The organism is Rhodococcus sp. YH1 (assembly GCF_009939605.1).
GTDB lineage: Bacteria > Actinomycetota > Actinomycetes > Mycobacteriales > Mycobacteriaceae > Rhodococcus > Rhodococcus aetherivorans.
Map to the genome: position 1 here is coordinate 44,387 of NZ_WVTE01000211.1, position 24,850 is coordinate 69,236.

23 protein-coding genes and 2 pseudogenes are annotated in these 24,850 nt (G+C 69.0%); 7 read left to right on the forward strand and 18 right to left on the reverse strand.

Annotated elements, in window-relative coordinates; all coding sequences use genetic code 11:
• Positions 1-638: 638 nt before the first annotated feature.
• The 4 genes from AIIKEEIJ_RS15430 to AIIKEEIJ_RS15435 form a co-directional block, all read right to left on the reverse strand.
• The gene (locus AIIKEEIJ_RS15430) at positions 639-1,109 is read right to left on the reverse strand and encodes a hypothetical protein (protein ID WP_238406396.1); all 471 of its coding nucleotides are present in this window, start codon (positions 1,107-1,109) and stop codon (positions 639-641) included.
• On the reverse strand, positions 1,097-1,372 hold the full coding sequence (locus AIIKEEIJ_RS33085) for a hypothetical protein (RefSeq protein WP_238406398.1): 276 nt from the start codon (positions 1,370-1,372) through the stop codon (positions 1,097-1,099). Before AIIKEEIJ_RS33085 ends, AIIKEEIJ_RS15430 begins: the two co-directional genes overlap by 13 nt.
• 935 nt (positions 1,373-2,307) lie before the next feature.
• Positions 2,308-2,481: a hypothetical protein gene (locus AIIKEEIJ_RS32635; RefSeq protein WP_006944704.1), complete on the reverse strand. Its 174-nt coding sequence runs from the start codon at positions 2,479-2,481 to the stop codon at positions 2,308-2,310.
• The gene (locus AIIKEEIJ_RS15435; RefSeq protein ID WP_161996024.1) at positions 2,450-2,776 is read right to left on the reverse strand and encodes a hypothetical protein; all 327 of its coding nucleotides are present in this window, start codon (positions 2,774-2,776) and stop codon (positions 2,450-2,452) included. Before AIIKEEIJ_RS15435 ends, AIIKEEIJ_RS32635 begins: the two co-directional genes overlap by 32 nt.
• Positions 2,777-2,869: 93 nt before the next feature.
• On the opposite strand from AIIKEEIJ_RS15435, the pseudogene AIIKEEIJ_RS15440 reads away from it, so the two are divergent.
• A pseudogene (locus AIIKEEIJ_RS15440) lies at positions 2,870-4,242 on the forward strand (ISL3 family transposase).
• 768 nt (positions 4,243-5,010) lie between these two features.
• Here AIIKEEIJ_RS15440 and AIIKEEIJ_RS15445 read toward each other — a convergent pair.
• From AIIKEEIJ_RS15445 to AIIKEEIJ_RS15465, 6 genes are all read right to left on the reverse strand, one after another.
• Positions 5,011-5,853 (reverse strand): hypothetical protein, encoded by an 843-nt coding sequence (locus tag AIIKEEIJ_RS15445; protein ID WP_161996025.1) that lies wholly within the window; start codon positions 5,851-5,853, stop codon positions 5,011-5,013.
• Between the two features lie 216 nt (positions 5,854-6,069).
• On the reverse strand, positions 6,070-7,098 hold the full coding sequence (locus AIIKEEIJ_RS15450; protein WP_161996026.1) for a PDDEXK nuclease domain-containing protein: 1,029 nt from the start codon (positions 7,096-7,098) through the stop codon (positions 6,070-6,072).
• A gap of 160 nt (positions 7,099-7,258) precedes the next feature.
• Positions 7,259-7,387, reverse strand: a complete 129-nt coding sequence (locus AIIKEEIJ_RS33680) for a hypothetical protein (RefSeq protein ID WP_260325618.1) — start codon at positions 7,385-7,387, stop codon at positions 7,259-7,261.
• Between the two features lie 368 nt (positions 7,388-7,755).
• Entirely contained in the window at positions 7,756-8,064 is a 309-nt protein-coding gene (locus AIIKEEIJ_RS15455; protein WP_044475832.1) for a hypothetical protein, read from the reverse strand.
• Between the two features lie 138 nt (positions 8,065-8,202).
• Complete coding sequence (locus tag AIIKEEIJ_RS15460; RefSeq protein WP_006934725.1) at positions 8,203-8,724, reverse strand: hypothetical protein; 522 nt, start codon at positions 8,722-8,724, stop codon at positions 8,203-8,205.
• A 915-nt stretch (positions 8,725-9,639) separates the two neighbouring features.
• Positions 9,640-9,822 carry a hypothetical protein gene (locus AIIKEEIJ_RS15465; protein ID WP_006934733.1) on the reverse strand — a complete coding sequence of 61 codons (183 nt, stop codon included), beginning with the start codon at positions 9,820-9,822 and terminating at the stop codon, positions 9,640-9,642.
• Between the two features lie 627 nt (positions 9,823-10,449).
• Here AIIKEEIJ_RS15465 and AIIKEEIJ_RS15470 point away from each other — a divergent pair.
• Entirely contained in the window at positions 10,450-10,650 is a 201-nt protein-coding gene (locus AIIKEEIJ_RS15470) for a hypothetical protein (protein WP_155948114.1), read from the forward strand.
• Between the two features lie 886 nt (positions 10,651-11,536).
• Here AIIKEEIJ_RS15470 and AIIKEEIJ_RS15475 read toward each other — a convergent pair.
• From AIIKEEIJ_RS15475 to AIIKEEIJ_RS15500, 6 genes and pseudogenes are all read right to left on the reverse strand, one after another.
• Positions 11,537-12,607: a DUF2637 domain-containing protein gene (locus tag AIIKEEIJ_RS15475; RefSeq protein ID WP_238406400.1), complete on the reverse strand. Its 1,071-nt coding sequence runs from the start codon at positions 12,605-12,607 to the stop codon at positions 11,537-11,539.
• 133 nt (positions 12,608-12,740) lie between these two features.
• The gene (locus AIIKEEIJ_RS33090) at positions 12,741-12,893 is read right to left on the reverse strand and encodes a hypothetical protein (RefSeq protein WP_006933579.1); all 153 of its coding nucleotides are present in this window, start codon (positions 12,891-12,893) and stop codon (positions 12,741-12,743) included.
• A gap of 149 nt (positions 12,894-13,042) precedes the next feature.
• Positions 13,043-13,825, reverse strand: a complete 783-nt coding sequence (locus tag AIIKEEIJ_RS15485) for a ParA family protein (protein ID WP_044475753.1) — start codon at positions 13,823-13,825, stop codon at positions 13,043-13,045.
• A gap of 372 nt (positions 13,826-14,197) precedes the next feature.
• Positions 14,198-14,656 (reverse strand): annotated as a pseudogene (locus AIIKEEIJ_RS33095) (dihydrofolate reductase family protein); the annotation flags it as partial.
• A gap of 346 nt (positions 14,657-15,002) precedes the next feature.
• The gene (locus tag AIIKEEIJ_RS15495) at positions 15,003-16,802 is read right to left on the reverse strand and encodes a hypothetical protein (protein ID WP_161996050.1); all 1,800 of its coding nucleotides are present in this window, start codon (positions 16,800-16,802) and stop codon (positions 15,003-15,005) included.
• Positions 16,803-17,088: 286 nt separating this feature from the next.
• Positions 17,089-17,292 (reverse strand): hypothetical protein, encoded by a 204-nt coding sequence (locus AIIKEEIJ_RS15500; RefSeq protein WP_029547261.1) that lies wholly within the window; start codon positions 17,290-17,292, stop codon positions 17,089-17,091.
• Positions 17,293-17,608: 316 nt separating this feature from the next.
• Between AIIKEEIJ_RS15500 and AIIKEEIJ_RS15505 the strand changes: the two genes are divergently transcribed.
• Genes AIIKEEIJ_RS15505 through AIIKEEIJ_RS15515 form a run of 3 tightly spaced genes read left to right on the forward strand, consistent with a single transcriptional unit; the run spans position 17,609 to position 20,551 of the window.
• Positions 17,609-18,061, forward strand: coding sequence for a hypothetical protein (locus AIIKEEIJ_RS15505; RefSeq protein WP_231386047.1), 453 nt, complete (start codon positions 17,609-17,611; stop codon positions 18,059-18,061).
• A complete protein-coding gene (locus tag AIIKEEIJ_RS15510; RefSeq protein WP_006933567.1) occupies positions 18,058-19,185 on the forward strand; it encodes a DUF6545 domain-containing protein in 1,128 nt (375 codons plus the stop codon). Before AIIKEEIJ_RS15505 ends, AIIKEEIJ_RS15510 begins: the two co-directional genes overlap by 4 nt.
• A 19-nt stretch (positions 19,186-19,204) precedes the next feature.
• Complete coding sequence (locus AIIKEEIJ_RS15515) at positions 19,205-20,551, forward strand: cytochrome P450 (protein WP_006933565.1); 1,347 nt, start codon at positions 19,205-19,207, stop codon at positions 20,549-20,551.
• On the opposite strand, the gene AIIKEEIJ_RS15520 is transcribed toward AIIKEEIJ_RS15515, so the two are convergent.
• The gene (locus AIIKEEIJ_RS15520; protein WP_006933563.1) at positions 20,538-20,957 is read right to left on the reverse strand and encodes a hypothetical protein; all 420 of its coding nucleotides are present in this window, start codon (positions 20,955-20,957) and stop codon (positions 20,538-20,540) included. The two genes, AIIKEEIJ_RS15515 and AIIKEEIJ_RS15520, sit on opposite strands and share 14 nt — an antisense overlap.
• Positions 20,954-21,643, reverse strand: coding sequence for a helix-turn-helix domain-containing protein (locus tag AIIKEEIJ_RS15525; RefSeq protein WP_161996027.1), 690 nt, complete (start codon positions 21,641-21,643; stop codon positions 20,954-20,956). Before AIIKEEIJ_RS15525 ends, AIIKEEIJ_RS15520 begins: the two co-directional genes overlap by 4 nt.
• A gap of 437 nt (positions 21,644-22,080) precedes the next feature.
• Here AIIKEEIJ_RS15525 and AIIKEEIJ_RS15530 point away from each other — a divergent pair, with 437 nt between their 5' ends.
• Together AIIKEEIJ_RS15530 and AIIKEEIJ_RS15535 are read left to right on the forward strand one after the other, a co-directional pair.
• On the forward strand, positions 22,081-23,673 hold the full coding sequence (locus AIIKEEIJ_RS15530; protein WP_238406416.1) for a cutinase family protein: 1,593 nt from the start codon (positions 22,081-22,083) through the stop codon (positions 23,671-23,673).
• 39 nt (positions 23,674-23,712) lie between these two features.
• The gene (locus tag AIIKEEIJ_RS15535; RefSeq protein ID WP_202917088.1) at positions 23,713-24,837 is read left to right on the forward strand and encodes an insoluble domain protein; all 1,125 of its coding nucleotides are present in this window, start codon (positions 23,713-23,715) and stop codon (positions 24,835-24,837) included.
• Positions 24,838-24,850: the final 13 nt, after the last annotated feature.

The window sequence follows — 24,850 nt, forward strand, 5'->3', positions numbered from 1 at the left end:
CGGACACCCGGGCACCGACGCCGGGCCCCGATACACCAACGCCACCGCCCGCTCGTCCCGCCCCATCCACGTCGCCGCCGCACCCGACAGCGCCAGCGCCCCCACCCCGGCCATCAACGCCCTACGTCTCACCCCGACGACCGTAGCCGCCTCACCCGCCCACCGAGACAGCGTGCCCACCTCGCACAGAGGCCACTTCGAGGACCGAGACGGTGTGCCATGCGGTATCAGCTAGGAACATGCACGCTGGAACGGGATCCAGCCAGCCGTGTCCGCTGCGTGCTTTCGCGCCGCACCGGCAGCACCGTCTGCGCATCCTCAGCAGACGCCGGCACGGCCCCGCATTCTTGCTTGTGCCGGATGGTCCGGCCGGTGGCCTCGAGGACCGCACCGACTACGCCGAGGACCGGGAGCCAGCGCGGCTGTCGGCGACGGCGATACCGACCGCGCGGCCCACACCGCTGCTCGCTCCCCTCACCGTCAACCCACGACACCGATCGTATCGGGCGTCCCCGCGCCCCTGACGCGGCAGGATCGGCGAAACGAAGCCCCCACGACAGTGGTAAAGCAGGGGGCGGTACACAGGGAGAGAATACTGCCGATTTCGCAGGTCAATGGCTCCTCGACTGTGTCCGCCTCTATCCCACGTCGGCGGGGCGCAATGTGCACATCACCCCGGCGTGATCGCTCAACCGAGCTTCCTCGTCGCTGCCCGGCCAGGTGCGCACCGTGGTGCAGTCCAGGTCCGAGGCGATGTGGTCGATCAGCGGGCCGTGCTCGACGTCACCCGCGGTGTGCAGCGTCCAGCGTGCCAGCACCTCGCTCAGTCGCGTGGACACCCGGAGCGGTTGCCGCCGCCGGGGAACACGTTGGTTGAAATCGCCGGCGACGACAGTGGGGATCCGCGGATCGAACTGCGCCGCGAGCTGCTCGATCTGATCGCAACATTCGAGATGTTCGGACCAGGTCGTCGCGTCCCGGCGCCCGGTGCTCACATGGGCGCTCGCCCACGGGATACACACCGCCACGACCCTCACCGCACCGATCGAAGTCACGGTCTGTGCGGTCAGGACCCGGCCGGCACCCGCTCCGGTCGTCAGCGCTGCCACCTCGGTGAGCGGCCACCGCGACCACAGCAAGGTCTTGCGCCGGCGGGGATGGGAGGTGATGTCGTACCCCCAGAGTGCGTGCCGGCGTCGGCGACGTGGCCGCCGTCCGGGAGCAGGTCGCGTTGGCCCTCGGTCACCACCAGCAGGTCCGCATCCACCTCGCGGAGGCGGCGGCGTACCCGCACCGCGCGCGAGGTCGATCCACTCGCCCACATGGTGTTCCAGGTCGCCACGGCGAGTTCGGTGTTGTCCACGTTATCCACGCCAGAACCCTACGAGGGCCTGGCGACCGCCCCGGGAACCATCCGGCATCCTCCCCTAGCGGGGAGCACGCCAGGTCCTCGGACCGCGCCTTAGCTTCGGACGAGGCGATGGTTCGAGCTGTGCGGTCTTGTGCAGGTGGGTGCGGCGCAAGGTAGAGGATTCGGAGAATCATTCATCTCCGTATGTTGCAGAATTCGATCGCTGATCGCTGATCTGAGGAGCCCTGCGCCCTCCGCCGTGGCCCTCCCCTCGCCCGTCCGAACGGCCGCCAACCTACGCCCTCCGCGGGCCCGTCCGAACGGCCGCCAACCTACGCCCTCCGCGGGACGGTCGGACCGGCAGCGCCGGCACCCGGCCGGGCACCGATTCGCCCCCTTCCACAGCGCAGATACCGGACGCGAGGCCCACCCGGGACGGGGTCGACACGTCCGGCGTGAATCGATGGGCCAGGCTCGCCGCAACCATGGGGTCCCATCTCTGGCCGGCCGAGAACACCACGTGGCACCAACTCGTGCGACATGCCCCACCGCACGTCGTCGCTCAGGCCCTCGGCAACAGTCCCAAGACCGCCCTGGACTACGCCGAACGCGCAGGTGCCGACTGGATGCGCTACGCCGCTGACCGCTCCAGCGACCGCCAGGAGATCACCAGTGCTGGGCCCGTCGAGGCCACCCGAAATCTCCTCCCGCCCCCGGCATCCTCGCGGGCCGGAATCACACCGCACTCCTCACCTGGGAATCCGTCGCGTTCCCAGTAGTCGTCGATGCGCACCGGCACCCCGGCCTTACGGTCGTGTACCCGTGGGGCACGTCTGTTCCGCTCGCTCCTGCAGAGTTCCATTCATACCGAACACGTGTTCGAAATCTCCCACCGTCGACCGCGGTGCAGGGACTACGGGGAAGCGACGCGGTACCACCGGGTACCGAGGGCGCGCTCAGCTTGCGAGGGTGTCGGGGCCGACGTCGTGCTTTTCGCTGCTGGTCTTCTTCGCAGCGATCGCTTTGATCCGGGCAGACGAGGAGCGGCCGAGCTTCTTGTCGATGGCGAGTTTGCCCCGGGCGGCGTTGATCTGTGCGTCAGTCGCCCTCGGTGCTGTTGTGGTCGCCATCGTGCTCCTCCGCTTCGTTGCTGCCAGCATCGCCCAGGGCGAGGACCTCATCAAGCACGGTATCGGCGGCGAGGAGTTCGTCACGGCCCGCCAGAGAACTGGTGATCATTGCCCTGACGAGCTGGACGCCGACATTGGACCGGTGCGGGTTGTCGAGGTCGAGGGCGAGTTCGGTGGCGTACTGGAACCGACGCCACCATTCCTCCCCTCGTGCCTGCTGCTCCCGCTGTTCGGTGGCGCGGGTATTGGCCCGCCACACCAAAAAGGCACTGGTTCCGGCCGCGATCAGCGTCAAGACGCTGAGAATGATGGCTCTTCGCACTTCGTAGGGGCGTGATGTTGTCCGACCCCGTGCCGTGTCGGTGATTGAAAAAGGGCCCGCGCCCTTGTGAGCTGGGTGTTCTTCAGGCAACCAGACCAGCAAGGAACGCGGGCATGCTCCACAGTAGTGGTTCACTGCTGCTCGATCTCGACGGCGTCGTCGTCGAATCGGTGCGGCGCCTCGACGACGGCAGCCGGATCGTCCGGCTCGGCACCGACCCCCGGTGGGTCGGGGTGTGCCCGCAGTGCGGGCAGAAATCGACACGGTCGAAGGGCTGGGTGACCACCCGTCCCCGCGACGTGCAGGTCGGCCCCGACCGCCCCCGACTCGAATGGGACAAGCGGAAGTGGTTGTGCACCAACACCTCATGCGATCGGAAGGTGTTCACCGAGTCCGTGCCCGGCATCCCTCCCCGCAGCAGGGTCACCCCGCGGGCGAAGACGATGATGGCCGCGGCCGTCCTCGACGACGACCGCTCGGTGGCCGCCGTCGCCGCCGAGTACCGGTGCGGCTGGCACACCGTCCACGATCGGGTCGTCACCGTCGCCGACACCGTCCTCGACGACGAGCCCGGGCCGGTGACCGTCCTCGGTATCGACGAGACCCGCCGCGGCAAGGCGAAGTGGGAGACCGACCCGGTCACCGGAACCCGGCGGTGGGTGGACCGGTGGGACACCGGCCTGGTCGACATCGGCGGCGATCAGGGCCTGCTCGCCCAGGTCAACGGCCGCAGCGCGGCGACGGTGATCGACTGGCTCGACGCACGCGACGAGCAGTGGCGACGGCAGATCACCCACATCACTATCGACCTGTCGTCGGTCTACGCCAAGGCGGTACGTGAGGCGCTGCCGCACGCCGAATTGGTGGTCGACCGGTTCCACCTGGTCAAGAAGGCCAACGAAGTCGTCGATGCGGTGCGCCGGCGGGTCACCCAGACCCACCGCGGTCGGCGCGGCCGCAAGTCCGATGTCGAATGGATCAACCGTCGCCGGCTGCTGCGCGGCGCCGAGACTCTCACCGCCGAGCAGCGCACCGAGCTGTTCACCAAGCTGCTCGCCGCCGACCCCAGCGAGGAGATCGCCGCCGCCTGGATCGCCAAGGAGCTGCTGCGGGACCTGCTCGCGTGCACCGCCCGCGGCGGGCTGCGGCACGAGATCCGGGCCGCGTTGTATCGGTTCTACAAGTTCTGTGCGGCCTGCTCGGTGCCCGAGGTCACCGCGCTGGCCCGCACCGTCGAGACCTGGCAGGACCCCATCGTCCGGGCCATCCAGACGGGCCTGTCCAACGCGCGCAGCGAGGGCTACAACCGAATCGTCAAGCACGTCGGGCGGATCGCATTCGGATTCCGCAACCCCGACAACCAGCGACGCAGGGTACGGTGGGCCTGCACCCGCCGCTCCCGGCGGAGCACACCCAGTCGGCGTCAATGCCACTGCTAACTGCGAAGAGCCAGAATGATCTGCACTGCCGGCACCGCGCCAGTATGGCATCGAGGATCAGCCCGTCGCGGCACCGCGTCCGCGGCACCGGAAGACAGGACCACCTCGAGCGTGCTCGAGGCCACCGCCGACGCATCATCCTGCGTGGTGGCCACGTCTGGGGCCCCCACCCGCGAGCCTCGAGCCGTCGCGGGACTCGCGGCGGACAGGTCCACCAGCATCGATGCCGGGGGTTCAGTGGTCCGGCGCCGCCTCGAGCGCAGCTGACCGCCGTCACGCGCTTCGTGGGGTGGCCGCGTTCCCAGGCAGCGTCGGCCGGGGCGGGGAGCACGAGCGGCCTCGAGGTCGGTAGGGCCACACCCGTGCCGAGGTAGCCGTCTCCACCGGGGTCCGAGCAGGGAGTTCGATCGAGGACCTGGGCACACATCGTCTCCGCCGGAGAACACCCCCGTGAGTCCGAAGCATCGACCGGCGGGGGTTCGGGTCGAGGCTTCAGGCCCTTCCCACGAGCCACCCGGGCAGGGGTGGGTGGGTGGGTGGGTGGGTGGCCGTGGCCCGCCACCCCCGGATCGTCGGGGGTGACCCTAGGTGGCGGGTACTCCGATACGCCGATGGTCAGCGTCCCTGTCTCTTGTCGTCGAACGCCCGCGACATGGTTCACCGCTCGGCGCGGACCCCGGGGACGATCCCCTGCGACAGCGCGACAGCGCCCGGGCCACCGTGCGCCTCGAACGCTCCCCCCCAGCCCCGGAGCATCCGGAACCCGGGTCAGGACCCGGACGGGTGCGCCCGCAGCTCACGCAGTTCGCCGCGGAGTTCGTCGACACGCTCCCGAGCGGCGTCGGCCTGCGCGTGCGCGGTAGCAGCCTCGGTGCGGGCGGCCTCGAGGTCGGCGCGCACCGTCTCGGCGCGGTCCCGTTCGGCCGCCGCCGCGCTGCGGGCCGCCGCGATCTCCGCTTCGAGCCGCCGGGCGGTGTCGGCCGCGGCCGCGGCCACGGTGTCCTTCTCGGCCACCGCCCGGGACAGCCGGTCGCGGTGCTCGGCGACCTGCGCGGTGAGGGCCGCGATCCGGCCCTCGAGGCCGGCGGTCTGCTCCCGGTGCGTCTCGGCGGCCCGGTCGAGCTCCTGTTGCAGGTGTGCGAGCGCCTCGGCGTGCTCCCGGCGCACCTCGGTGAGTTGCGCGAGCGCCGCGGTGGTCTCGGCGTCGGCGGCGGCCGCGGCCGCATCGGCGTCGGCGCGTTCCTCGCGCGCGGTGTCGAGTTGTTCGCGCAGCACTGCGATCTCGGCAGCGGCGTCGGCACGGACCTTGTCGGCATCGGCCCGGGCCCGGCGCAGGTGCGCCTCGACCGCGGCCGGGTCGGCCAGCAGCGCGGTGGCCGCGGTGATCGACGCGGCCACCTCACTCAACCGGGCGAGGGCAGCCTCGGTTTCCTGCCGCAGCAGCGGGACCGCCTGCGCGAGGGTGGACACGGCCGCCGCCGGATCGGTCGGGGTGGCCGCCTCGAGCCGCTCGACGCGGGCCGCCTCCTTCTGCCGTTGCCGCCAGGCCCGGACCCGGTCCGCATCCGAGGCGTACTCCCGGCGCCGCCCTCCCCTGGTGCCCTCGGTCATCGCCCCGCCCCCTCCCGCTCGCGCCTGAGTCACGATCGATGCTACCCCGTACGTATCGTTTCGCACGTAACAGGATACGTACGAAACGATTGGGTTGAGCACTCCGCAACCGGGCGGCTGTCGAGGACATCTGCCGGTTCTCCTTCCAGATCCGCCGCGTTTCTCAACCTGGCCGGCGGCGTGGTGGCGCGTTCCTCACCTGACGGGGGGTTGCGCCTACTGCGGGGTGTGGTCGTCGAGTTCGAGGGCGACCGCGCGGGTGAGGGCGTCCTCGGCGGGGAGCGCGGCCTGCTCGGCGGGGGTGAGGTCGTAGCGGGAGACGGCGATCGGCTGGGTGGTGCCGGCGAGGGCGTACCGGACGACGGACTCGTTCTTGTCGGCGACCAGCAGCATCCCGACCGTGGGCTGGTGCTGCGGTCGCCGCAGCCGGTCCTCGACGAGGGTGACGTAGAAGCCGAGCTGGCCGGCGTCGCGCGGGTCGAATTTGGTGGTCTTGAGTTCGATGACCACGTACCGGAGTTGTTCGACGTGGAAGAACAGCAGGTCGACGAAGAAGTCGTCGCCCTCGACCTCGAAGTGGACCTGGCGGCCGACGAACGCGAAGCCGGGTCCGAGTTCGCGCAGGGTGTCGATGATGCGCTCGACGAGCCGATCCTCGAGCTCTCGCTCGACGGCGTCGCCGTCGATGGCGAGGAACTCGAGGGTGAACGGGTCCTTGGTGATCTGCTGCGCGAGCTCGGAATCGGTGCGTTCGAGCGCGTGCGGGAAGTTGGACGGGGCCGCGCCCTCCCGCAGGTGCAGCCGGGTGGTGATCTGGTGGGCCAACACGGGCCGACTCCAGCCGTGGGCGAGGTCCTTGGCGCTGTACCAGTCGCGCAACTCGGCGTCGTCGAGCTTTTCGAGCAACTCGATGACATGCCCCCAGGGCAATTGGCCAACGGGTCGTTGACCGATTGCGTCGGCGTCGGGCCACGCCTCGGCGAACCGGCGCATGTACTTGAGGTTGGCCGGGGAGAACCCCTTCACCGTGGGGAACTCGGCGCGCAGATCCACCGAGAGCCGGGCCAGGACCTTGCTGCCCCAGGGGGCTGTCTTCTGTCGCTCGATGATCGTCGCACCGATCTGCCAGTAGAGCCGGAGCAGTTCGGTGTTCACCCGGCGCTGGGCGATGTAGCGCGCCTGGTGCACGAGCCGCTTGATGCTCTCGAGCGTGTCGGCGTAGTCGGTCGGGACGAGGGAAGACATTCCTCGACGCTAGTGGACCTCGCGCCCCCACCACGGCCCCTCCCGGGGGGGCGGCGGAACCGCTCACCCGGACGGGGCGGGTGGCAGGCGCAGTCGGTCCGCGGCGCCGACCAGGTTCACCGCACGCGCGATCGGCGAGCCGGCCGCCGAGCTCGACGACCTACACCGACAACTGCTCACCCCGCTCCAGGACCCATCCCGGCGCGGCAGCCCCCGGGCCGCCGTCGAGGCGACCCGGCTCGACCGCTTCTGCGAACGCGTCGGCGCCCCCACCGTCGTGGTCGGACACTGCGGCAAGGTCCTTCAGGAAGGGGTGTCCTCCCCATCGCGCGGTGCGCCTCGTCCGACCGTCGCCCTCGAGGACGACCTCCCCACCCCACGGTGGTCCGACGCGGCGCCCTGCGGCCCCGGCGAGAAGACGAGGCACCCCGGTCCGACAGCCGCGGCCCGCGGACGCATCGGTGCGCCGAAAAGGCGCCTGACCCGGTCGAGTACCGGCTCCGGGATCCGCCTCTGATGCTCTCCGGTACCCGGTCGACGGCCACGAGAGGCGACGAAACCGAAACAGCGAGACCGGGCGCCGCGCAGCCGGCTCGATGTCCGCGCCGGTGGTAGCCGCTCCTCGTGTCCTTGTCGTGGTCGGCGTGGGGTCCGGGGTCAGCGCGCCTCGCGGTGGGTGCGGTGAAGGATGCTGTCGTTGACCGCGGCCGCGATCGTGGCCTGGTGTTCGTAGTCGTCGATCCACTCGAGCACGGCGTCGGGGCCGTCCACCCCGGCCGTGATCCCGATCCGGGGACGGGTGTCGATGCTCAGATGCACGAAGGGTGAGTCCTGCCCCGGCCGGTGGGTGGTACGCAGGAGGCGGCGCAGTGCGGCGGCGCCGGCGATCACGGCGTCGACTTCGGTGGCGGCGGTGCCGGAGGCCTGCGCGACGGCCGGATCGCAGGTGACGGTCCAGGTGTGCACGAGCGTGTCCTCCATCTGGTCGGTACTGCTTCGGTGCACGCCAGTGTGCCCGGCCACCTCGACCCCGACCGGGGCGCACATAGGCAGTAGGGCCGGTTCTGTGGAGAACCGGCCCTACTGTGGACAACTCACCGGGGGTCAGCGGCCACCGCCCTGGACGAGGGCCTTCTCGTCGGCCGGGAGCAGCACCGACCGGGCCACCTGCACCGTGCGGGCCAGCTCGGCAACGAACGCGGCGTGTCCGGCCTTGTCGAAGAACCGGAAGACCAACGGACCGACCTCGACGTCGACCCAGTGGACGTGACGGCGACGCTGCGAATCGAACGCCCCACCGGCGGTGACCTTGGAGGTGGGGACCTGGGACCAGTTCACCGTCACCAGATGCTCGTCGATCGTGAAGCGGTCCGGGCGCAGCAGGAACTGCTCGGGCAATGCCATAAGAAACCCACCGGTGGCGGGGCGGCGCAGCACCGCCACCAGGCCCCGGGCGACCGCCGGGTCGGTGAAGACCATCCGTACCGCGCCGATGGTGGCGAACACCGCCGCGCTCGCGGTCAGGGCGCTGGTCACATCCAGGCGCACCTCCTGCGAGGCTCCGGCGATCAGGATGGTGGTGCGGGTGGTCAAGCTCGGAAAGCTCGGGGTCTGCGGCGCGGTCATGGCGACCTTCCTGCTGGAGGTGAGAACCGGCGCGGGTCCGCCTGTTCTTTTGCCCTTCTGGCAGGGAGCATTTGGACCGGCATGAGGGCCGTGGAGTGCAACTTCTGGGACGGAAAAATCTCGCCGGAGCGCAGCGGAGAAGAGAATTTTCCGGGCCGTCAGGCCGCGCAGCGCCCAGGGGTTGCGCGCAGCGGACCGCCGGTCAAAATCGGAAGGCCAGAAGGGCAAATCAGGCTCTTGTGCAGGGCGGAGCGCAGCGGAGCTCGATTCGGTGTGCGCTGCAGGCGCACCACGGACCACGCCCGAGGTCGACAACGCCCCTGGCCACGGCGACCGGCGGTGCGCGCCACGAGATCACGGCCACGAAGGCTCCTGAACACCCACCAGGGCGAGCCCCACTTCCTCTGGAGTGAGGCGGCGGCCGTCGTGCCGGCGGCGCAGCGTGCTCGTCCCTCTCCCCTGCGCCGGGCCGGTGTCGCTGGGGGATGTCGACCGGGTGACGGCCCGACGGCAGAGTCTCTCACGGGGCGGGAAGGCTGTAGCCGACCGAGACCGGTCTGCAAGGCCGTTGCCGTCCGGAAAGGCCCCAGCGAGAGGGTGTTTCCGGACGGGCCGCGGCGCACGGAGCCTGGGAGGCACCCGCTCCGCGCGTTATAGCGCTACAACGCCCGAATTGGTGCCGAGGGACGTCCCCGTTTCCGCCGGGCGCCACCATGCAAAGGGTAGTTCCTGCGGAGGACACCGCCACCGCCCCCGCAGCGGGTGAGGTTCGCCGTGGGCGCGGCGGATGGCGGTACGCGTGCCGTTCTCCTGATCGACGTGAATCCGACCTTCGGGTGCGCGCGCCGGCAGTGCGCGTACCGACGTCGTCGGCGGCACTGGAGGCTGTGCCGGGGGTGTTGCTCCGGTCGGGGGTTACAGGTCGAACAGGGAGAATTGGTCGGCCTGGGCCTGGGTTTCGGTGTCGCGGCGGTGCCGGTCGGCCATGGCGCGGGCGAGGTCTTCGGTGCAGCCGAGTTCGGTGGCGACCTCGCTCCAGTCGCGGCCGTCGTGGCGCAGCTGCCACGCCCACTGGTGCAGCTGTTCGTCGGTCTCCATGCCGGGCGCCCCCTCGATGATCCGGGGGCGCTCTCGCCCCTCAACTCGCGAGCTGCCGCGACCGTAACCGAGGCGGCACAGGTTCTTGGGCAGGCGCGCCGAGCAGGCTCCGGCCAGGTTGGGAGCCGTGCGTGGGCCGTGCCGGCAGGACCGGCCCCGGCATTCAGTGAGGCTCGGCGGAAAAGCCGGTCCGGACCGGGCAGGTCGCGGACTACCGGTGGATGTGGGGCGGGCTGTAGTGATCGGCGACCATGCCGTGGGCCGGATACCGGAGGAAGAAGGTGCGACGGGCGACCGTGGAGATCGTCGTCGACGAGGCGAAGACGAAGGACTATCTGCTCTGCGCGGTGGTGGCGGTTTCCGAGGTTCCGGCTCCCGGCCCGCACGACGATGCGCGCGCTCGAGGCCGCACAACCGCCGGCCGGCGGCACCGCCGCGACGAGCGCCCGGCAGAACCGGTGGCGGATCGTGGCGGCCTTCGCCCGCACATCGGAAGATCCGGCAGGCCCACCTATGCACCGCCCCGAATTGCCGGTCGCCCGCACCGGCAGGTCCCAGGCCGGTTGCCGGCGGCGTTGGCGGTGCACAGCGCCGAGCTCGGGGCGCGCCGCATCCTGGTTGAATCCTGTGCCCAGGACACGCAGGATCTCGCGGCGCACCGGCGCCCTCGCCCACATCGGGGCGCCCACGACGGTGCGGGCGAGGGTGGACCGCCGGTACGCGCACGAGTTGCTGTGGGCCGCGGACCTGATCGCCTACGCCTACACCGCCAGCGGACAGCTGCGGCGTGCGATCGACTCGCCGGTCACCGCGGCTCGGGTGCCGTAGACAAGCGCAAAGGCCGGGCGACCACGCAAAACGTGCGGGCTCCCGGCCTCACTTTCCTGACTCTTCGCCAGGACACCCTCAACGATAGCGGGCCACTCCCTCACCGCCCCGCACCACGTATTCGGGAATGCCCACGGGACCCGGGAGCGGACCGTCACCGTGACACCGGCCGGCGCCCTATGTGGCCGCCCGGGTGCTCGACACGACCGGGCATCACCGTCCCCGCGAGCCACCCTCAGCGCGGTCGTTGCATCCGCCGGGTAGGCCGGTGCCCCGGCGGCGGGGGGTGAAGCGCCGGGGCACGCGGGCCCCGCACGTCCGAGGGGACCGTGCGTGACCTGGCGACAATACACAGAACCGACGCCCCACGGAACCAACACCGCCTCACACGCCGGGGCGGGATGTCGGACAGGCGTCGTACGCTGCCCGGTGAGCGCCCCGGCACCCAACACCCCGGGGCGTTCGCTTGTTTCAGGACCACCGCACTCCCGGCCGCGGCGGGCCGACATGGGGCGGTGAGCCGATGGTGAGCTCGCAGGTGCGGCACGTCCAGGTGCGGTGGCCGCCGGTGCCGGGGGTGCAGTCGCACGGGATCCATCCCACCAGAACGGTGTTCCGTGTGAGCCGGTGCCCCGCTGGGCAGATCGTCGGTGCTCGCTCATGCAGGGCCACATCCATGATGGTCGCACCACTTTCCCGCTAATGGGAACACTTGTTCGAACAGTTCTGTTAGAGTGGGACTCGACGCCGGGACGGCGGGGGAAGCGCCGTCCTGGCGTCACTGTTTTCTCCGCCTCCACTCCGCGCGCCTCGCCGGGCCACGGTTCGTTCGGTGCTCCGGGCACCTACCCGCACGGCCTGGCGTGCAACCCCGGGTGGAGTCTGGTCACACTGGCACCAACTGCTCCTCGCGGGGAGTGACTGCGTCGAGCGGAAGCGGCACCACCGGCGGGATTTCGAAGCCTTCGGCGTAGGCGGCGTTCTTGAAGCGCTGCCAGCGCCGGCACACCGTCGACGGGGACGGGGTGTCCTCCAGCTCGGTGGCCACCTGCGCATAGGTCAGCTGCGGGCGGTCCAGCAGGATCGCCGCGACCTCCTTCTCTTCACTGCGCAGCGTGCACCCGGCCAGGAACTCGCGCAGGCCGTCGACCGTCTGCCGATAGCCACCGAACGTCGGCGCAAGGTGCGGCTCGGGCGGTGCATCGACAGGAGCCGGGGCCTGCACGACGGCCTCCCCCGATGCATCCTCGCCGTGGCGCCCGGTGCCTTGCGGCTGCACCGTTGCAGGCTCGGCGGCAACGGCGGAGGCATCGGTGTGCACGCGTGCACCGGGGTAATGCACGTCGTGCCCGACGGGTGCATCCTCTGCAGAGTCGTGCACCTCCGATGCCCCGGGTGTGCTCGCGGGCTGCTCCTGGGGGGTCATCAGGTGCGCGTCGTGCACCGCCTCGTTGTAGCGGCCGCGTTCGACGGCCAGCGCCCGCACGATTGTGGTGAACAGATGCAACAGGGCCAAAAACAGCAGCGGCACGATCATCGCAATGCAGGCGGCGATGGCAGCCGGTTGCGGCTGGTACCCGACATCGACACCGGCCGCGGCCTGCGCGTGCCGCTGCCCGGCCAGACGGAAGGCGTGGTAGCCGTTGCCGGCCACGCTGAGCAGGACCGTGCCCGTGGCCAGGGCCTTGCAGTACCGACGGGCACCGCGGAACTCGTCGTCGGTCCCCAATGCAACGAGAGCCAGCGCGGCGGCGGCCTGTGCAACATCGAGTGCCACCGGCGCCATCCAGGCCAGTTCCGGGCGCACACCGATTTCCAAGGTGAGCTGACGCAACGCATCGAACGACAAGGTGAACGCCAGCGCTGCAAGCACCAGCGTCATCGCTGCAACAGCACCCAGGGCCGTGGTCTTCGAGTGCAATCGTCGGCGTGCACTCTGCACGAGATCGTCCTTCATGGCGAAGTTGTTCTTCCTTTAAGAGTGCCGTTGCGGTCGGGTCTTGGAGGCAGCGCAACCAGCTTGACTGCAGTGCACTTAGCCATGCGTTCAACGCACTGCATGCAAGGCATGCAAAGCGTGCATGCAATGGTCACAGTCCGTGCTTGTCGAGGTATTCCTCAAGGGCCTTGTCGGTAAGCGACGCCTCGCTGATTGTCCGATCCCCGGTTTCGTAGCGGAGCTTGTCCACTCCCCTGCGAAGCCGCGCTTTGAGGCTGGGCCGGATCCGCGTGTTGTGAGTCATGGTGAGACCTTCTGATCCCTGCTCCCCCGCTATGACGGTCGACGCTGGCACCGCGGGAGATGGAATGGGTGCAACATCTGACCGGAGTGGCCGCTCCGGCAGGTCTTCGGCCGGGTGAGTCTTGCGGATCGCCGGTTGCCGTTGAGCCGTCACTGTGTGCCTCCGGAAAGAATCGCGAGTTCGGTAAGGAGATCGCTGTATGCGGTCTGGAGGGAAAGAGCGCGTCCGCCACGGAACTGATGGATGGGCTGACGGAGGCTGTGGGCGTCCTGGCGGGCCGCCAACTCCGGGATGATCGTGCGAGCGACGAGATCGCCGTAGCTGTCCCGAAGTTCCTGCTCGCGAAAGATATGTTCCCCGGTGTTGCGGCGCCGACTGAGGACTACCTTGTCGAAAGCCAGCTTCGGGTTTGCGCGTTTGCGGACGGTGCGGATGGTTTCGTCGAGTTTCTCAACGCCTTGCACGCTGTCGATTGTTGGCTCGGTGACGGCCACTACCCCGTCCGCGGCGATAAGGACCGCGAACAGCACTTTGCCGAGACTGGGCGCGCAGTCGAACAGAACGATGTCGTAGGGGCTTAGATCCAGACCCTCGAAGGCGACGTCCAGGCGGAACACGAGATCGTTCGATCCGTCCGATTCGATCTTGCCCAGTTCTTCGTCTGCCGGGATGAGGTCGACGCCTTCCCACTCTGTTGCAACCACGGCGTCCGCGGCACTTCCTTCCGCCGTGCGGTTCATCAGGTGATAGGTGGTGAGCATGCCTGCATCGACGGTGACGCCAAGGCCGTTGGTTGCGTTGCCCTGCGAGTCTGCGTCGATGATCAGGACTTTGCCACCTTTGGCGGACACCGCACTTGCGAGCCCGAGGGCCGTTGCGGTCTTCCCTACGCCGCCCTTCTGATTGGCGATAGCGATTTTGCGCGGTTGCATTGCAAGCCTTTCGGTCAGTGCAAGAAGTGCGTGTCATGCACGTCGTGCGGTGCAGACGTGCCTTGCACAGTTTGCACGTGCAACACGGCATGCGCCTCGTGCACACGCCGCACGTTATGCAAACTTCGCGTCACACGCAAGGCGTGCACTGCATGCATGCCGTGCTTTGCATGCGATGCATGCATAAAACGCATCACAAGATCGCAGTGCTCGGCCCGCACTGCCTGGAGAGCTTGCTCGCCTGGGAGTGCATCCCTCGCATGCAGCGCATCGTTTCCATGCAGAGCGCGGCTTGCATGTGCCACCTGCAACGGATGAATCCCTATGCACGGCATGCGTTGCATGCATGCCGTGCATGCTTCTAACGGCGCGCATATTCTTCCCCACACCGAGCACGATCGGATGCACCCAGAGGTCGAGACGGTCGAAGAGTTTCTCGCGCAGGAGCGGCTGGACCAGGCTCAGGCTCCCGACGCCCTTGATGTGCACGTACCGGTCCCCGGATCTCGCGCACCGCGCCGACGAGATCTGGACACAACTGCGCGGAGCCGGACCAGGAGAGGTCTGGCCGGGCCGCGGGAGGCCACGTACTCGGGGACGCTGTTAAAGCGTGTGGCGATCTCGTCGTCCTCGCCGGCTGCCCTGGTACGGCCAACAGGCGGCGAAGATGTCGTAGGTCCGCAGACCGAGCAGCAGGGCGTCGGTGCTCTGGTAGCCGGCAGCGATCTGCGCGCCCGTGGTCTCGGCGAGCAGGGGTGCCTGCCGGCCGCCGAACGAGAAGTCCACTCCGTCTGGATCAGGCCCATGGCTCGGCTCCCAATGAAGTGGGATGTCTCGGTCGCAGAGATTAACTGCGGGCGTGGGGCAGACTCATCGCTGCAACGACCTCTTGCTTCGTGTGTCACCGCCTTGCGCGGTGCATCGGTCACCCCCTCCCGCGGTCGGGGGTCCTTGCCCTGTTCACGCCACTAGGTCGGGGCGGCGCACCGGCACGTAGTTTGTAGTGCGCGGCGGCCACCATCCCCGCAAGTCACCGGCGCGATCTGCGGCTTGGCAATCCGTAACTGGGCCTGCGATCGTTCCAATCGTGGAATCGCGGGCCTCGGCCGCGCTCATCCTCGCTCAGATCGCCGAAGTGGACTCGTACCGATCTCACGAAGTAAATGCCTGAGGGTGTTCAAGCCGCCTCATTGCATTGACCTGACTCCGTCGGGGGAGTCCCGACCAGGGAGAATAAGCGGGTCACCACGGCTCGCGCCGCACGATAGTCGGCGCGGCCGGTATCGGTCACCGGAAATCGGCCGTACCGCAGCCGAGCGGGCGCGTCGATCGGCAGGGCGATGGTCAGCGAGACCGTGCGGGGTACGCCGGTCTTCTTGCCGCGTCGGCAGCGCCATCCCTGCTCTTCGAGCCACCAACGGTGCAGCTCCCGATCGAGAAGATGACGTCGGACCCGCTGTGCTCCGACACCGGCGGTTCCGACACGATCCGCCGCGTCATCGAGTTTGTCCCGGAGAGAGGGGATATCGGCTCGCACATCGGTAGGCACGCCCAATCGGGCGAGGATGGACAGGGTACGAGTGACGGTGGCGAGGCTGTACCCGGTCAGGGCAGCCACCTCAATCGAATTTCTGCCCGCTCCGGAAATAGAAGGTTTTTCCGAAACTACGGCCCAGTGGATACGGGCAGCCGCCCCACCCAGCCCGGACCGGTTCGCCCAGAGGTCGTGCGTGTGGTGCTCCAGCAGGGCGGAGGGGTGCCCCGGAGCGGGGGCGGGTTCCCCTTGTGTTGCAACCGGTAGCGATGCCCCCGGGTCGGGGAGTTCGAGTTGCCAGGTGGCGGCGCGGGTTCCGCTTCCGGTGCGGATGCACCGCACCCAGGACTCGTGGGCCAGCACCCGCAGCCGACGGGAGACGGTGGAGGCGTCGACGGCCGCGGCCTGGGCGAGGCGGCGGCAGTCGATGTCCAGGACGCGGGTGCGCGCGGTGCGGGCGAGCGCGAGCAGGGCGTAGAGGATGCGTTCGTCGCTGGCCCCGCCGGGGCGGGCCCAGTGCGCCGGGGCGGCTCCGATGGCGGCCTCGATGCGGTCGAGTTCGTCGTCGACCGGTGCCCGGGTGGGCGGGGGAGTGGGGGCGAAGTGCGCGGCGGTGTCCAGGGCGCGGCGCCATTGCCGGTCGGTGTCCTCGCGGCCGCGGGCGCGGTCCTCACGCAGCCGGACCAGTCCCGGCGCCGTCGCGGCGGCCGCCCGGGCGTCGGCGAGACTGTGGCCGGCGCGGGCCATACCCAGAAAGATGCTGTGCACGATCGCCGAGCGGTCCGCGCCGGGTGCCGGCGCAGCATCGAGCAGGGCCCGGGTGGTGTCGGTGAGCGGGCGCCGCGGCCGGTCCAGCCGGGGATTGGAGACCGGATCGACGATGCGCACCGCCCCGGCGGGGCGGCGGGGGGCCGAGGCGGCGGAGTGGGGGTGCCGGGCCAGCAACCAGTCCACCACCTCCGGAGCGGTTTCGGTGTCGAGGCGGGCGAGGGCGGCGTCGAGGGCGGCGCCGTGCAGGTGGGGTCGGGACTGCCCGCCGCGGCGGTGCGGGGCCCCGGGCGGGCGGACGGCGCCGGTGGCGGGGTTGGTCAACGGGGCGGTGTCGAGGCTGGGATAGTGCTGGCGCAGGGCGTGGGCGAGGCGACGCACCTCGTCCGGGGCGGCGCCCGGCGCGGCGAGGCGCAGCCAGAGGTGCTGCCCACCGCTGGGCCCGGACCGAGCGCGCAGATGCGGAACACCCAGCTCTGTGAGGTGCGCGGCCAACCGGTCGGCATCGGCGCGCGCGACCTCGGGGCCGTGGCGCCCGCTGTCGAGGTCGAACGCCAGCAGGCGGTAGCGATGGTCCGCGCCGGCCAGGTAGAGCGCCCACGGAAATCCGGGCGCCTGGGCGGGCATGGCCATCGTGGTGGCATACGTGTGGGTACGATCCGGGTCGATCCGCACCCGGGCACGCGGCGACCAGCGGCGCGTGCACACGTCGAAAAGGTGACGATTCGGTGAGGTGTCACCGGTGAAAGTGGCGACACGCGCAGCGATCGTTGGCTCTGATTCAGGGCGCGATGTACCCTGAGACCTGTCCGGCAAGACAGTCCCTTCGGGGAAAGCAGTACGAGAGCCGAGTTTGGCCGCTTAGCTCTCACCAACTTTGAGGACCCTCAGCCCCGCACGGCTGGGGGTTTTCTCATGTGGTCTGCGTTTTGCTTATGAAGTTGCTGAAGCCACTCGTGAGCTACGCAGACATACGAACCTCCTCCTCGCGATGGCGCTGAAGCTCGCGGACGAGTAGATGGTGGCCGGTGGTCACTGCGAGCAGGTCCGCGACGTACTGGCTGATCGATTCGACCCCAGCAGCTCGGCGACCCTCCTCGAGGGCTTCGTAGACTTCGTCCGGGACGCGGGTGACCACGCGGGTACGGGCACCCTTGCTAGCCATTCCCACTGCAGTTCTCCCTCCACCGTTCAACCTGTGCCAACATGGCCGGTCGGCCCGAGCCGAGGCGATGCCTTGACCATCTTGTGACAGGTGAGGCGTAAAACATGTCCGACACGCCCACGCCTCGACCGCCAACTCGGATTCTTTCATACTATTCGCTAATTCTTTGCCTTCGTTTAGTGATGCCTGGCGAGAGTATGGCTTGCGTTATGCTCCGAAGGTTCCGCCATCTGGCAGGGGAGGCCTGAAGGGGAGGTAGCGAGTGCTGAGACGCGGGGGCGATCGACGCGAACGGATCGCGCAGATCCTCGATCGGGTGCCCCTCGAGCCGCCGTGGACGGTCGCGGAGTTCCTCAGCTGGCTGGAAGAGGACACCGGGAAGGCGGTGGAGTTGGAGCCGTGGCCGGGCCTGTCGACGGATCTGCAGACCCGATGCGGGCTGCTCTTCGGTGGCCCGACGCGATACGTCATCCGCTATGACCCGGCTCGCTCGGTTCGCCATCAGCGTCAGCAGATCTTTCACGAGGTCGGCCATGTGCTCGGTCAGCACCCGGGAGAGCCATTCCGCCCGACGGAAAGTGCCCTGACCGAGGGGCTGAGCTTGGAGGGAATCGAGTACATGATGCGGCGTTCGACCTTCGACTCTCCGACCGAGGCGGAAGCCGAATTGCTCGGCACGCACCTGGCGGTGCTCAGTCGCGGCCCGATCGACCTGGACAGTCACGGTGATCTGCATCGAATCGCCGGCGTCTTCGCCCCGCTGCGATGAGCGCTCTGCTGCATCAGGAGGCCACCTCCGCGCTGCCGGAGTGGGCAAGCATCCCCATGATGGGCTTCCTCGCCCTGGTCATCGTGGCCCGGGCTCTTTTCGTCTCCGAACGCCAACTCGACCAGCAGATCACCTGGTTATTGGTGTGGTGGCTGGGCGCCTCACTGCTCCGAGACGGTGCGGTACAGACCGTTCTGCTGGGGGCCACACCCCTGACCCTGTCGGACATTCGCCTACTCACCCACGGCTTCGCCATGCTCGGGGCGGCCGCGATCTTCCTTATCGTCCTGGCCTACCGCAAGGTGCGGAAGATTCCGCGGCGCACGATCGTCGGGTGCTACGCCCTGATCGTGGGGTGGATGCTGGTGATGGCCTGGATCAGCGCGCCGGCCCGCTCCGCCGGTGTCGCCATCGAGGAGCTGCGCTCGGTGCGGACCGTGACGTACATGGCGATCTACGCGGCCCAGATGCCGCTGGCGGTGGCCGCGGTGGCGTACGCGTGCCTGCGCATCCTCCGCGACGGTGAGCAGAACCGGTCCACTCGGCTGTGGGCAGGACTGATCCTGGGCACCGGCGGCGTGTCGGCCTTCGATCACCTGACACGATTCGCCAACGCCGTGTTGATGTCCGCGGAGGTGACCAACGGGTTCACCGACTGGCGCAGCCAGTCCAACGATGTGCTCTTCTTGCCGACCGCGTGCGTGTTGGCGGCTGTCGTCGCCGCTCCGGTGTTCGCGGCGGTCCGGGCGAAACTGCGCAACGATCCGTCGTCGGTGGCCGTGCTGACGTTGACGCCGATGTGGCAGGACCTGTCGACCGCATTGCCGGCCATGTCGATCGAATCGACGGGGCTGCTGCCGAACAGTGTCGATCGCGAGCACCGGATGCGGATCGAGTGCGAGGACGCGGTGTTCACCCTCCTGCCGTACATGACCGAGCAGGAGCGGCGGGATGAGGCCACCCCGGCGCAGCGGTGCGCCGCGATCGTCAACGCGCTCGAGCGGCGCAGAGCCGGGGCGGCGGAATCCCGCGTGACCACGCCACGGTGGCTCGCCGACGAAGACGAACTGCTGCGCATCGCGCAAGCATGGACCAAACGCCCGGCCGACGCCGTGAGCGTGTGACAAGGGGAAGGAACGGCTAGTGCCGAACACGACGATTCCGCATCCGCCGCGGCGGGTGCCGTTCATCGGCGATGTCCTGGGAATGTCCAAGGAGAAACCGAACCAGACCACGTTGCAGCGGTTCGAGGAGCTCGGGCCGATCTACCGGCGCTCCATTCTCGGGACGGACCTGACCTTCGTCGGCTCCGCGGAGCTCGCCGCGCAGGTCTTCGACGACACGGTGTGGGAGAAGTACGTCGGCCGGCCTCTCGAACGGCTGCGACCGCTGGTGGCGGACGGGCTCTTCACCGCCTACAACTGGGAATCGAGCTGGGCCCGAGCACACGAGGTCCTCATGCCCGGCTTCACCAAGGAGGCGATGGTCTCCTACCACGACGTGATGGTCGAGGTCGTCGACGAGCTGGGCAAGGACCTCGCCGGCACGGACGCACACGTACCGGTCGTGGACGAGATGGGCAAGCTCACCCTCGAGGTGATCGGTCGCTGTGGCTTCGGCTACTCGTTCGATTCGTTCGGCGGCAGCGAGCATCCCTTCGTGGCCGCGATGAGCCGAGCACTGACCTTCGCGCAGAACAGTGCGATCCCGGTGCCCTTCGTCGGTAAGTTCCTGCAGCGCAAGGACGAGAAACAGAACGAGCTCGACCATGCCTTGCTGGTCGAGACCGTGGACGAGGTGATTACGGCCCGGCAGCGGTCGGGCGAGCGCCGGAGTGATCTGCTGGACCGGATGCTGCATCCGGACGACGGTGCCACGCTCGATCCGGAGAACATCCGCAATCAGGTGCTGACCTTCCTCGTGGCCGGCCACGAGACCTCCGTCAACGCCCTGAGCTTCGCGCTGCACTTCATCGCCCAAGACCCGGCGGTGGCCTCCCGGATGCGCGAGGAGGCTCGCGGGATCCTCGGCGACGGCTCCGTCCGGTACGAGGACGTGCCGCGGTTGCGCTACACGCGCCAGGTGATCAACGAAGCACTGCGGCTGTGGCCCACGGCTCCGGGCTTCTTCCGCTCCGCCAAAAAGGACACCCGGGTGGGCGAGCACGAGTTCACGGCCGGGGAATGGGTGTTCGTGCTGCTACTGGCGGTACAACGCGATCCGGCCTGGGGTTCCGACGCCGACCGGTTCAACCCGGATCGCTTCGCCCCCGAGCACAACCGTGCTCGGGCACCGGAGCTGTTCAAACCGTTCGGCACCGGCATCCGCTCGTGCATCGGCCGGCAGTTCGCCTTACACGAGATGACCCTGGCCCTGGCGACCCTGGTGCTGCGGTTCGACATCACCCCCGAACCCGGCTATGCGCTCGAGGTGGAAGAAACTCTGACGTTGCGCCCGAAGGGCCTTCGTCTGCGCTTCACGCCTGTCTGAGTCCGCCGGTCTGCGGCGTCATCCGCTCGATTTCCGCGATGAGTCGCTCGAGGTCTTCGCGCGTCAGGCTGGTGGCACGCGCGGCGAAGTGGTGCAGCCCGCGGTCCCGGATGGTGATCCACAGCCGCAACCGTTGATCGATGTCGATATCCCGGCCACCGCTCAGGCGCAGGTAGTCACGGTCGACCTTGAAGGCGTCGCACAGCGCGTCGGTGACAGTGACCGGCAGCGAGGTCCGCTCACCGGAGCGGACCTCTTCGAGCAGTTCCACCGGGACCGGCTCGCCGATGCGCTGTCCGACGATGGTGGCCACCGCCTGCAACGTCAACTCGGGTTCGTTGCGGTGGTGGTAGAACGCAAGAAGCCGCTCGAGCTTCTGCCCGAGGGACGGGGCCAGGTAGTTCACGGACGGTCCTCCTTCTGCGCTTTGCTCCACTGTGTGACGAACGCGTGCTCGGTCGCTTCGTCGATCTCCCCGGCCCGACCCGTCAGCCACCGCAGGTACAGCAGCTCGTGGGCGTCCTCGACAGACGGGGGCTCAGGAGTGCGATTGAGGTAGTCCCCGATCAGCATCTCCACCACCGGATCACCTCGCACCGGTGAGTCCGGCGCCGACTTGCGTTCGAGCTGGGCGATCAACCATGCCCGCAGGATGCGATCGACCAACAAGTCGAAATCGGCGTTGATTTGACCCAGTTCGGCGACCAGTTCCCGGTCCTCGATCGTCCCCGCCAACTTCTCGTACCGCTTCGCGAGGTCGGACAACTCGTTGACCACGGTCAGCGAGAGGGTCACCGAGTCCGCAGCGGCGTTGACCGCACCGGGAGTCGAGCGCCGTATGGACGGGACCTCCTCCAAGGCAGTGGGATCCCCGCCGGCGAAGGCCCTCGCCGCAGATCCCTCGGTCCACTGCAGACCGGTGTCGAGGCGTCGCAGAGTACGGGCGCTCGGGGAAGCGATGGCGCCTTTTTCTATCTTGCCCGTAGTCACGTCGGACGGCCCGCCGGCTTGTTGCAGCTGGTCGAGAGTCAAGCCAAGCAGGCGCCTCCGCTCGGCAACTATTCGCGCAAAACGCGCCCGCTCGTTTGTCATCGCATCGACCTTACCGGCCAATGTCTGAATCAGACGCCTTCGGTACCTCGAAAGAGCTGGGGATTTGCGACGCTCTGCTTCAACCGTCACCGTCACCCCCTTCGCTAAAGTTTCATAGTTTTTTGCTTTTGTTTCGAGATTTTCGAGTATATGCTTTGCCAAGAATTTGCGAACAGGGGTTTTGCGCCGGTCCCCAGCCGGGGCGGCCACTGTCTCGGAGGACCGGGTCCCGAAGGGCTGTGCGCACTCACAGCAGTGCAGCGCCCTGTGGCGTACCGGCTTTGGGGTGCAGGGCTTCCGCACAAGCTCGGCACCCCAGAGCCGGAACAGCGGGGGTGATCACTACGGGTCTTGAGGACCGACTGTTTGAGGGATGGAGAGAGATGAAGGGTTGGGGGACGCGGACTGTGGCCACCGCCGTCACCACGGCTGCGGTCATGGCTGGTGTGGGTGGTCTGGTCCCGGTGCACGCGCAGACGCATTGGCTCGACGGACTGGTCGACGGGTGCCCGGATCTGTATGTGCTGGGGATGCAGGGCACGACGGAGTCGTCGCCGGATGCGCCGGTGAAGGTCGATACCGGGATGCTGTCGAACATCATGGGTCCGATGCTCGACCAGGCTCGTGAGCTGGGCGCGAGCGTCGATCGGGCCTACGTCCCGTATCCGGGATCGTTCGGCGGCCTCACCCCCGGTGGTAGCCGGTCGTACGTCGAGTCCGTCACCGAGGGGGAGCAGAACCTGTCCCGAGCGGCGCAGACGGTGCTCGAGCAGTGCCCGTCGGCCAAACTCGCGGTGGTCGGCTACTCCCAGGGCGCTCACGCCGCCTCGAACTTCCTGCGCTCGGTCGGCAAGGGCACCGGAGCGGTGCCGGCCGGCTCGATCGCGGCCGGTGCCCTGTTCGGCGCGCCGACCCGCAGCGCCGCCTCGGGGCTGTTCCCCGGCACCTCGCAGAGCGCCCCGTCGCCGGTTCCCGGCACCACGGGCGGGGCGGTCAAGGCGCTGTCGTCGGTGGCGTTCACCGCCCCGGCAGGCGGCGGAATCGGCCCCGTCGCCGATCTGACCGAGGACTACGGCGGCCTCTCGGGGCGGGTGTCGTCCTGGTGCCAGACCGGGGATCTGGCGTGCGACGCCCCGGCGAATGCGCCGATCGTGCGGGCGGTGGTCAACGTCGCCGGGCAGGTCGAGGTCGGCGGTGATCCGTTCGTCGCCGTCGCCACGGTCGGGCGGGCCTTGGCCTCGACGGCGTTCACCACCGCCGTCGAGGTGGTCAACGAGGACATTGCGGCTCCGAGGAACGCCCTCGAGGCGGTGTCGATCCAGCCGAAGAAGACCATCTCGCAGCGTCTGGCGGAAGCGTCCGATCCGCGGGCCACACCCCCGACCGGGCAGGAAGTGACCGCGGCGTTGATGAAGGTCGGTCTGATCGGCCTCAACGCGGCTGTCACGGTCGCCAAGAAGGTACTCACCCCGGAGACGATCGCGGCAGTCGCGGCGGTCGGGCTGGCCAATCCGGCCGCGGCGTTCGGGGTGCTCGCCGCCAAGACGGTCGGTGTGCTGCCCGAGCTGGTTCCGCCGGCGACCTCGCAGCGGCTCGTGCGCCAGGCGTTCCAGGTCGTGCAGAACGAGGTCGAGGCCAACCGCGATGCCTTCGATCTGGTGGCGATGACGACGGTGCGCAACGTCGCCGCCGAGCACGGCTCCTACGGGTCGGTTCCGGCCACCGCCAGTGGGCAGGCCCCGACACGATTCGTCGCGTCCTGGCTCGCTGCGGTCGCAGCCGACCTCGACGCCGCCGCCTCCTCGGCATCGTCCACGTCCACGACCACGACGAAGACGGTGACCTCCACGACAACGGCCCCGACCACCACGCCGACCCGGCCGACGACCACCACCGAGACCGTCTCGGCCACGCCGTCGCCCACGGTCGCCTCCACCACCGCGGCACCGGCCGTGACCACGACGCATGTGGTCGATGCGGGACCGACGGTGCTCGAGCAGGGCGGCGTCTCGGCCGCCGCACTCAACTGATTCCACGCCCCGACACACACATGAGAGAGAGAAGCGATCATGAGCACACATCGCAGGGCTTCGCGGCTCGCCAAGGCGAGCGTCGTGCCCGCCACGGCCGCAGCGATCGTGGCAGCAGGGTCGGGGCTGGCCTCGGCCGCTCCGGTCGAGCTGCCCTCGCAGGGCGGGGTGAGCACCCCGGCACCGTCCACCCAGGGCGGCACCACCAGCGCCCCGAAGCCGGCCCCGGCTCCTCCGGCCAAGCAGATCTACTGGACCCCGCCTCCGGCGCAGCAGCGTCAGTACGCGCCGCTGCCGAACTACAACTACGACACGAACCGTTACGAGCGGCATAGCGCTCCGCCGCCGATCGACCCGATGACGCTGCGGGCGCCGCAGCCGGTCACCCCGGAGCCGATCTACCTCGCTCCACCCGAGAAGATCATGATCGGCGATGTCCACGTCAACCAGCCGAACTGGGTCACCGACGACGACCGCGAACGCACCAACAACACCGCCGGTCTGATCCGCTCCGAGGTCGCCACCTTCTACAAGTCGGTCGGTGTCGATGCCAGCCGTGCCGATCGGGTCGCTGCTGCGCAGATCGGTGCGACGGTGGCCGGTGCTGCGGCCGGCGGGGCGGCCGGGGCGGTTCCCGGCGCGCTGATCGGCGGCACCATCGGCGGGATCGCCGGGGCGGCGGCCGGAGGTGTGGTGCCGCTGCCGATCCCGGTGCTGCCCGCGGTGACCACCGGCGTGGCCGGGACCGCGGCGGGCGCAGCGATCGGCGCTGCGGTCGGCGCGGTCCCCGGCGCGGTGGTCGGCGGGGCGGCCGGTCTGGCGGCCGGAACCGCCTTCGGTGCCGGGGACGACGAGGGCCAGCCCCTCGAGGTGCAGCTGCCGGATGTGCACCAGGAGGCGCTCACCGAGCAGGCCGATGCCACGGTCGAGCAGTGGCAGTCCTCCGGTCCGGTTGGGCAGGCCGCGGCCGACGCCGTGCGCAGCGTCGTGACCACCGCTCCGCAGGTCGATTCGCAGGTCCGCGAGTGGGTGAAGGTCCAGCCCGGTGGCGAAGGTGTCGTCGCGGGAGCGGACACCGTGCTGACCACGTTCTTCGACGGTTCGGCCGGCACTGCCGCCGAGATGATCTCGACCGCGGCCGCGGACGGCATCAACCCGGCCTGACCTGCCCGAACAT

Bases quoted from the DNA above. Each gene is read 5' to 3' on its own strand.
- AIIKEEIJ_RS32635 (WP_006944704.1), bottom strand. From the start codon at position 2,481: ATGGCGACCACAACAGCACCGAGGGCGACTGACGCACAGATCAACGCC.
- AIIKEEIJ_RS15445 (WP_161996025.1), bottom strand. From the start codon at position 5,853: ATGACCGAGGGCACCAGGGGAGGGCGGCGCCGGGAGTACGCCTCGGAT.
- AIIKEEIJ_RS15450 (WP_161996026.1), bottom strand. From the start codon at position 7,098: ATGTCTTCCCTCGTCCCGACCGACTACGCCGACACGCTCGAGAGCATC.
- AIIKEEIJ_RS15460 (WP_006934725.1), bottom strand. From the start codon at position 8,724: ATGACCGCGCCGCAGACCCCGAGCTTTCCGAGCTTGACCACCCGCACC.
- AIIKEEIJ_RS15465 (WP_006934733.1), bottom strand. From the start codon at position 9,822: ATGGAGACCGACGAACAGCTGCACCAGTGGGCGTGGCAGCTGCGCCAC.
- AIIKEEIJ_RS15475 (WP_238406400.1), bottom strand. From the start codon at position 12,607: ATGAAGGACGATCTCGTGCAGAGTGCACGCCGACGATTGCACTCGAAG.
- AIIKEEIJ_RS33090 (WP_006933579.1), bottom strand. From the start codon at position 12,893: ATGACTCACAACACGCGGATCCGGCCCAGCCTCAAAGCGCGGCTTCGC.
- AIIKEEIJ_RS15485 (WP_044475753.1), bottom strand. From the start codon at position 13,825: ATGCAACCGCGCAAAATCGCTATCGCCAATCAGAAGGGCGGCGTAGGG.
- AIIKEEIJ_RS15500 (WP_029547261.1), bottom strand. From the start codon at position 17,292: ATGGCTAGCAAGGGTGCCCGTACCCGCGTGGTCACCCGCGTCCCGGAC.
- AIIKEEIJ_RS15510 (WP_006933567.1), top strand. From the start codon at position 18,058: ATGAGCGCTCTGCTGCATCAGGAGGCCACCTCCGCGCTGCCGGAGTGG.
- AIIKEEIJ_RS15525 (WP_161996027.1), bottom strand. From the start codon at position 21,643: ATGACAAACGAGCGGGCGCGTTTTGCGCGAATAGTTGCCGAGCGGAGG.
- AIIKEEIJ_RS15530 (WP_238406416.1), top strand. From the start codon at position 22,081: ATGGCTGGTGTGGGTGGTCTGGTCCCGGTGCACGCGCAGACGCATTGG.
- AIIKEEIJ_RS15535 (WP_202917088.1), top strand. From the start codon at position 23,713: ATGAGCACACATCGCAGGGCTTCGCGGCTCGCCAAGGCGAGCGTCGTG.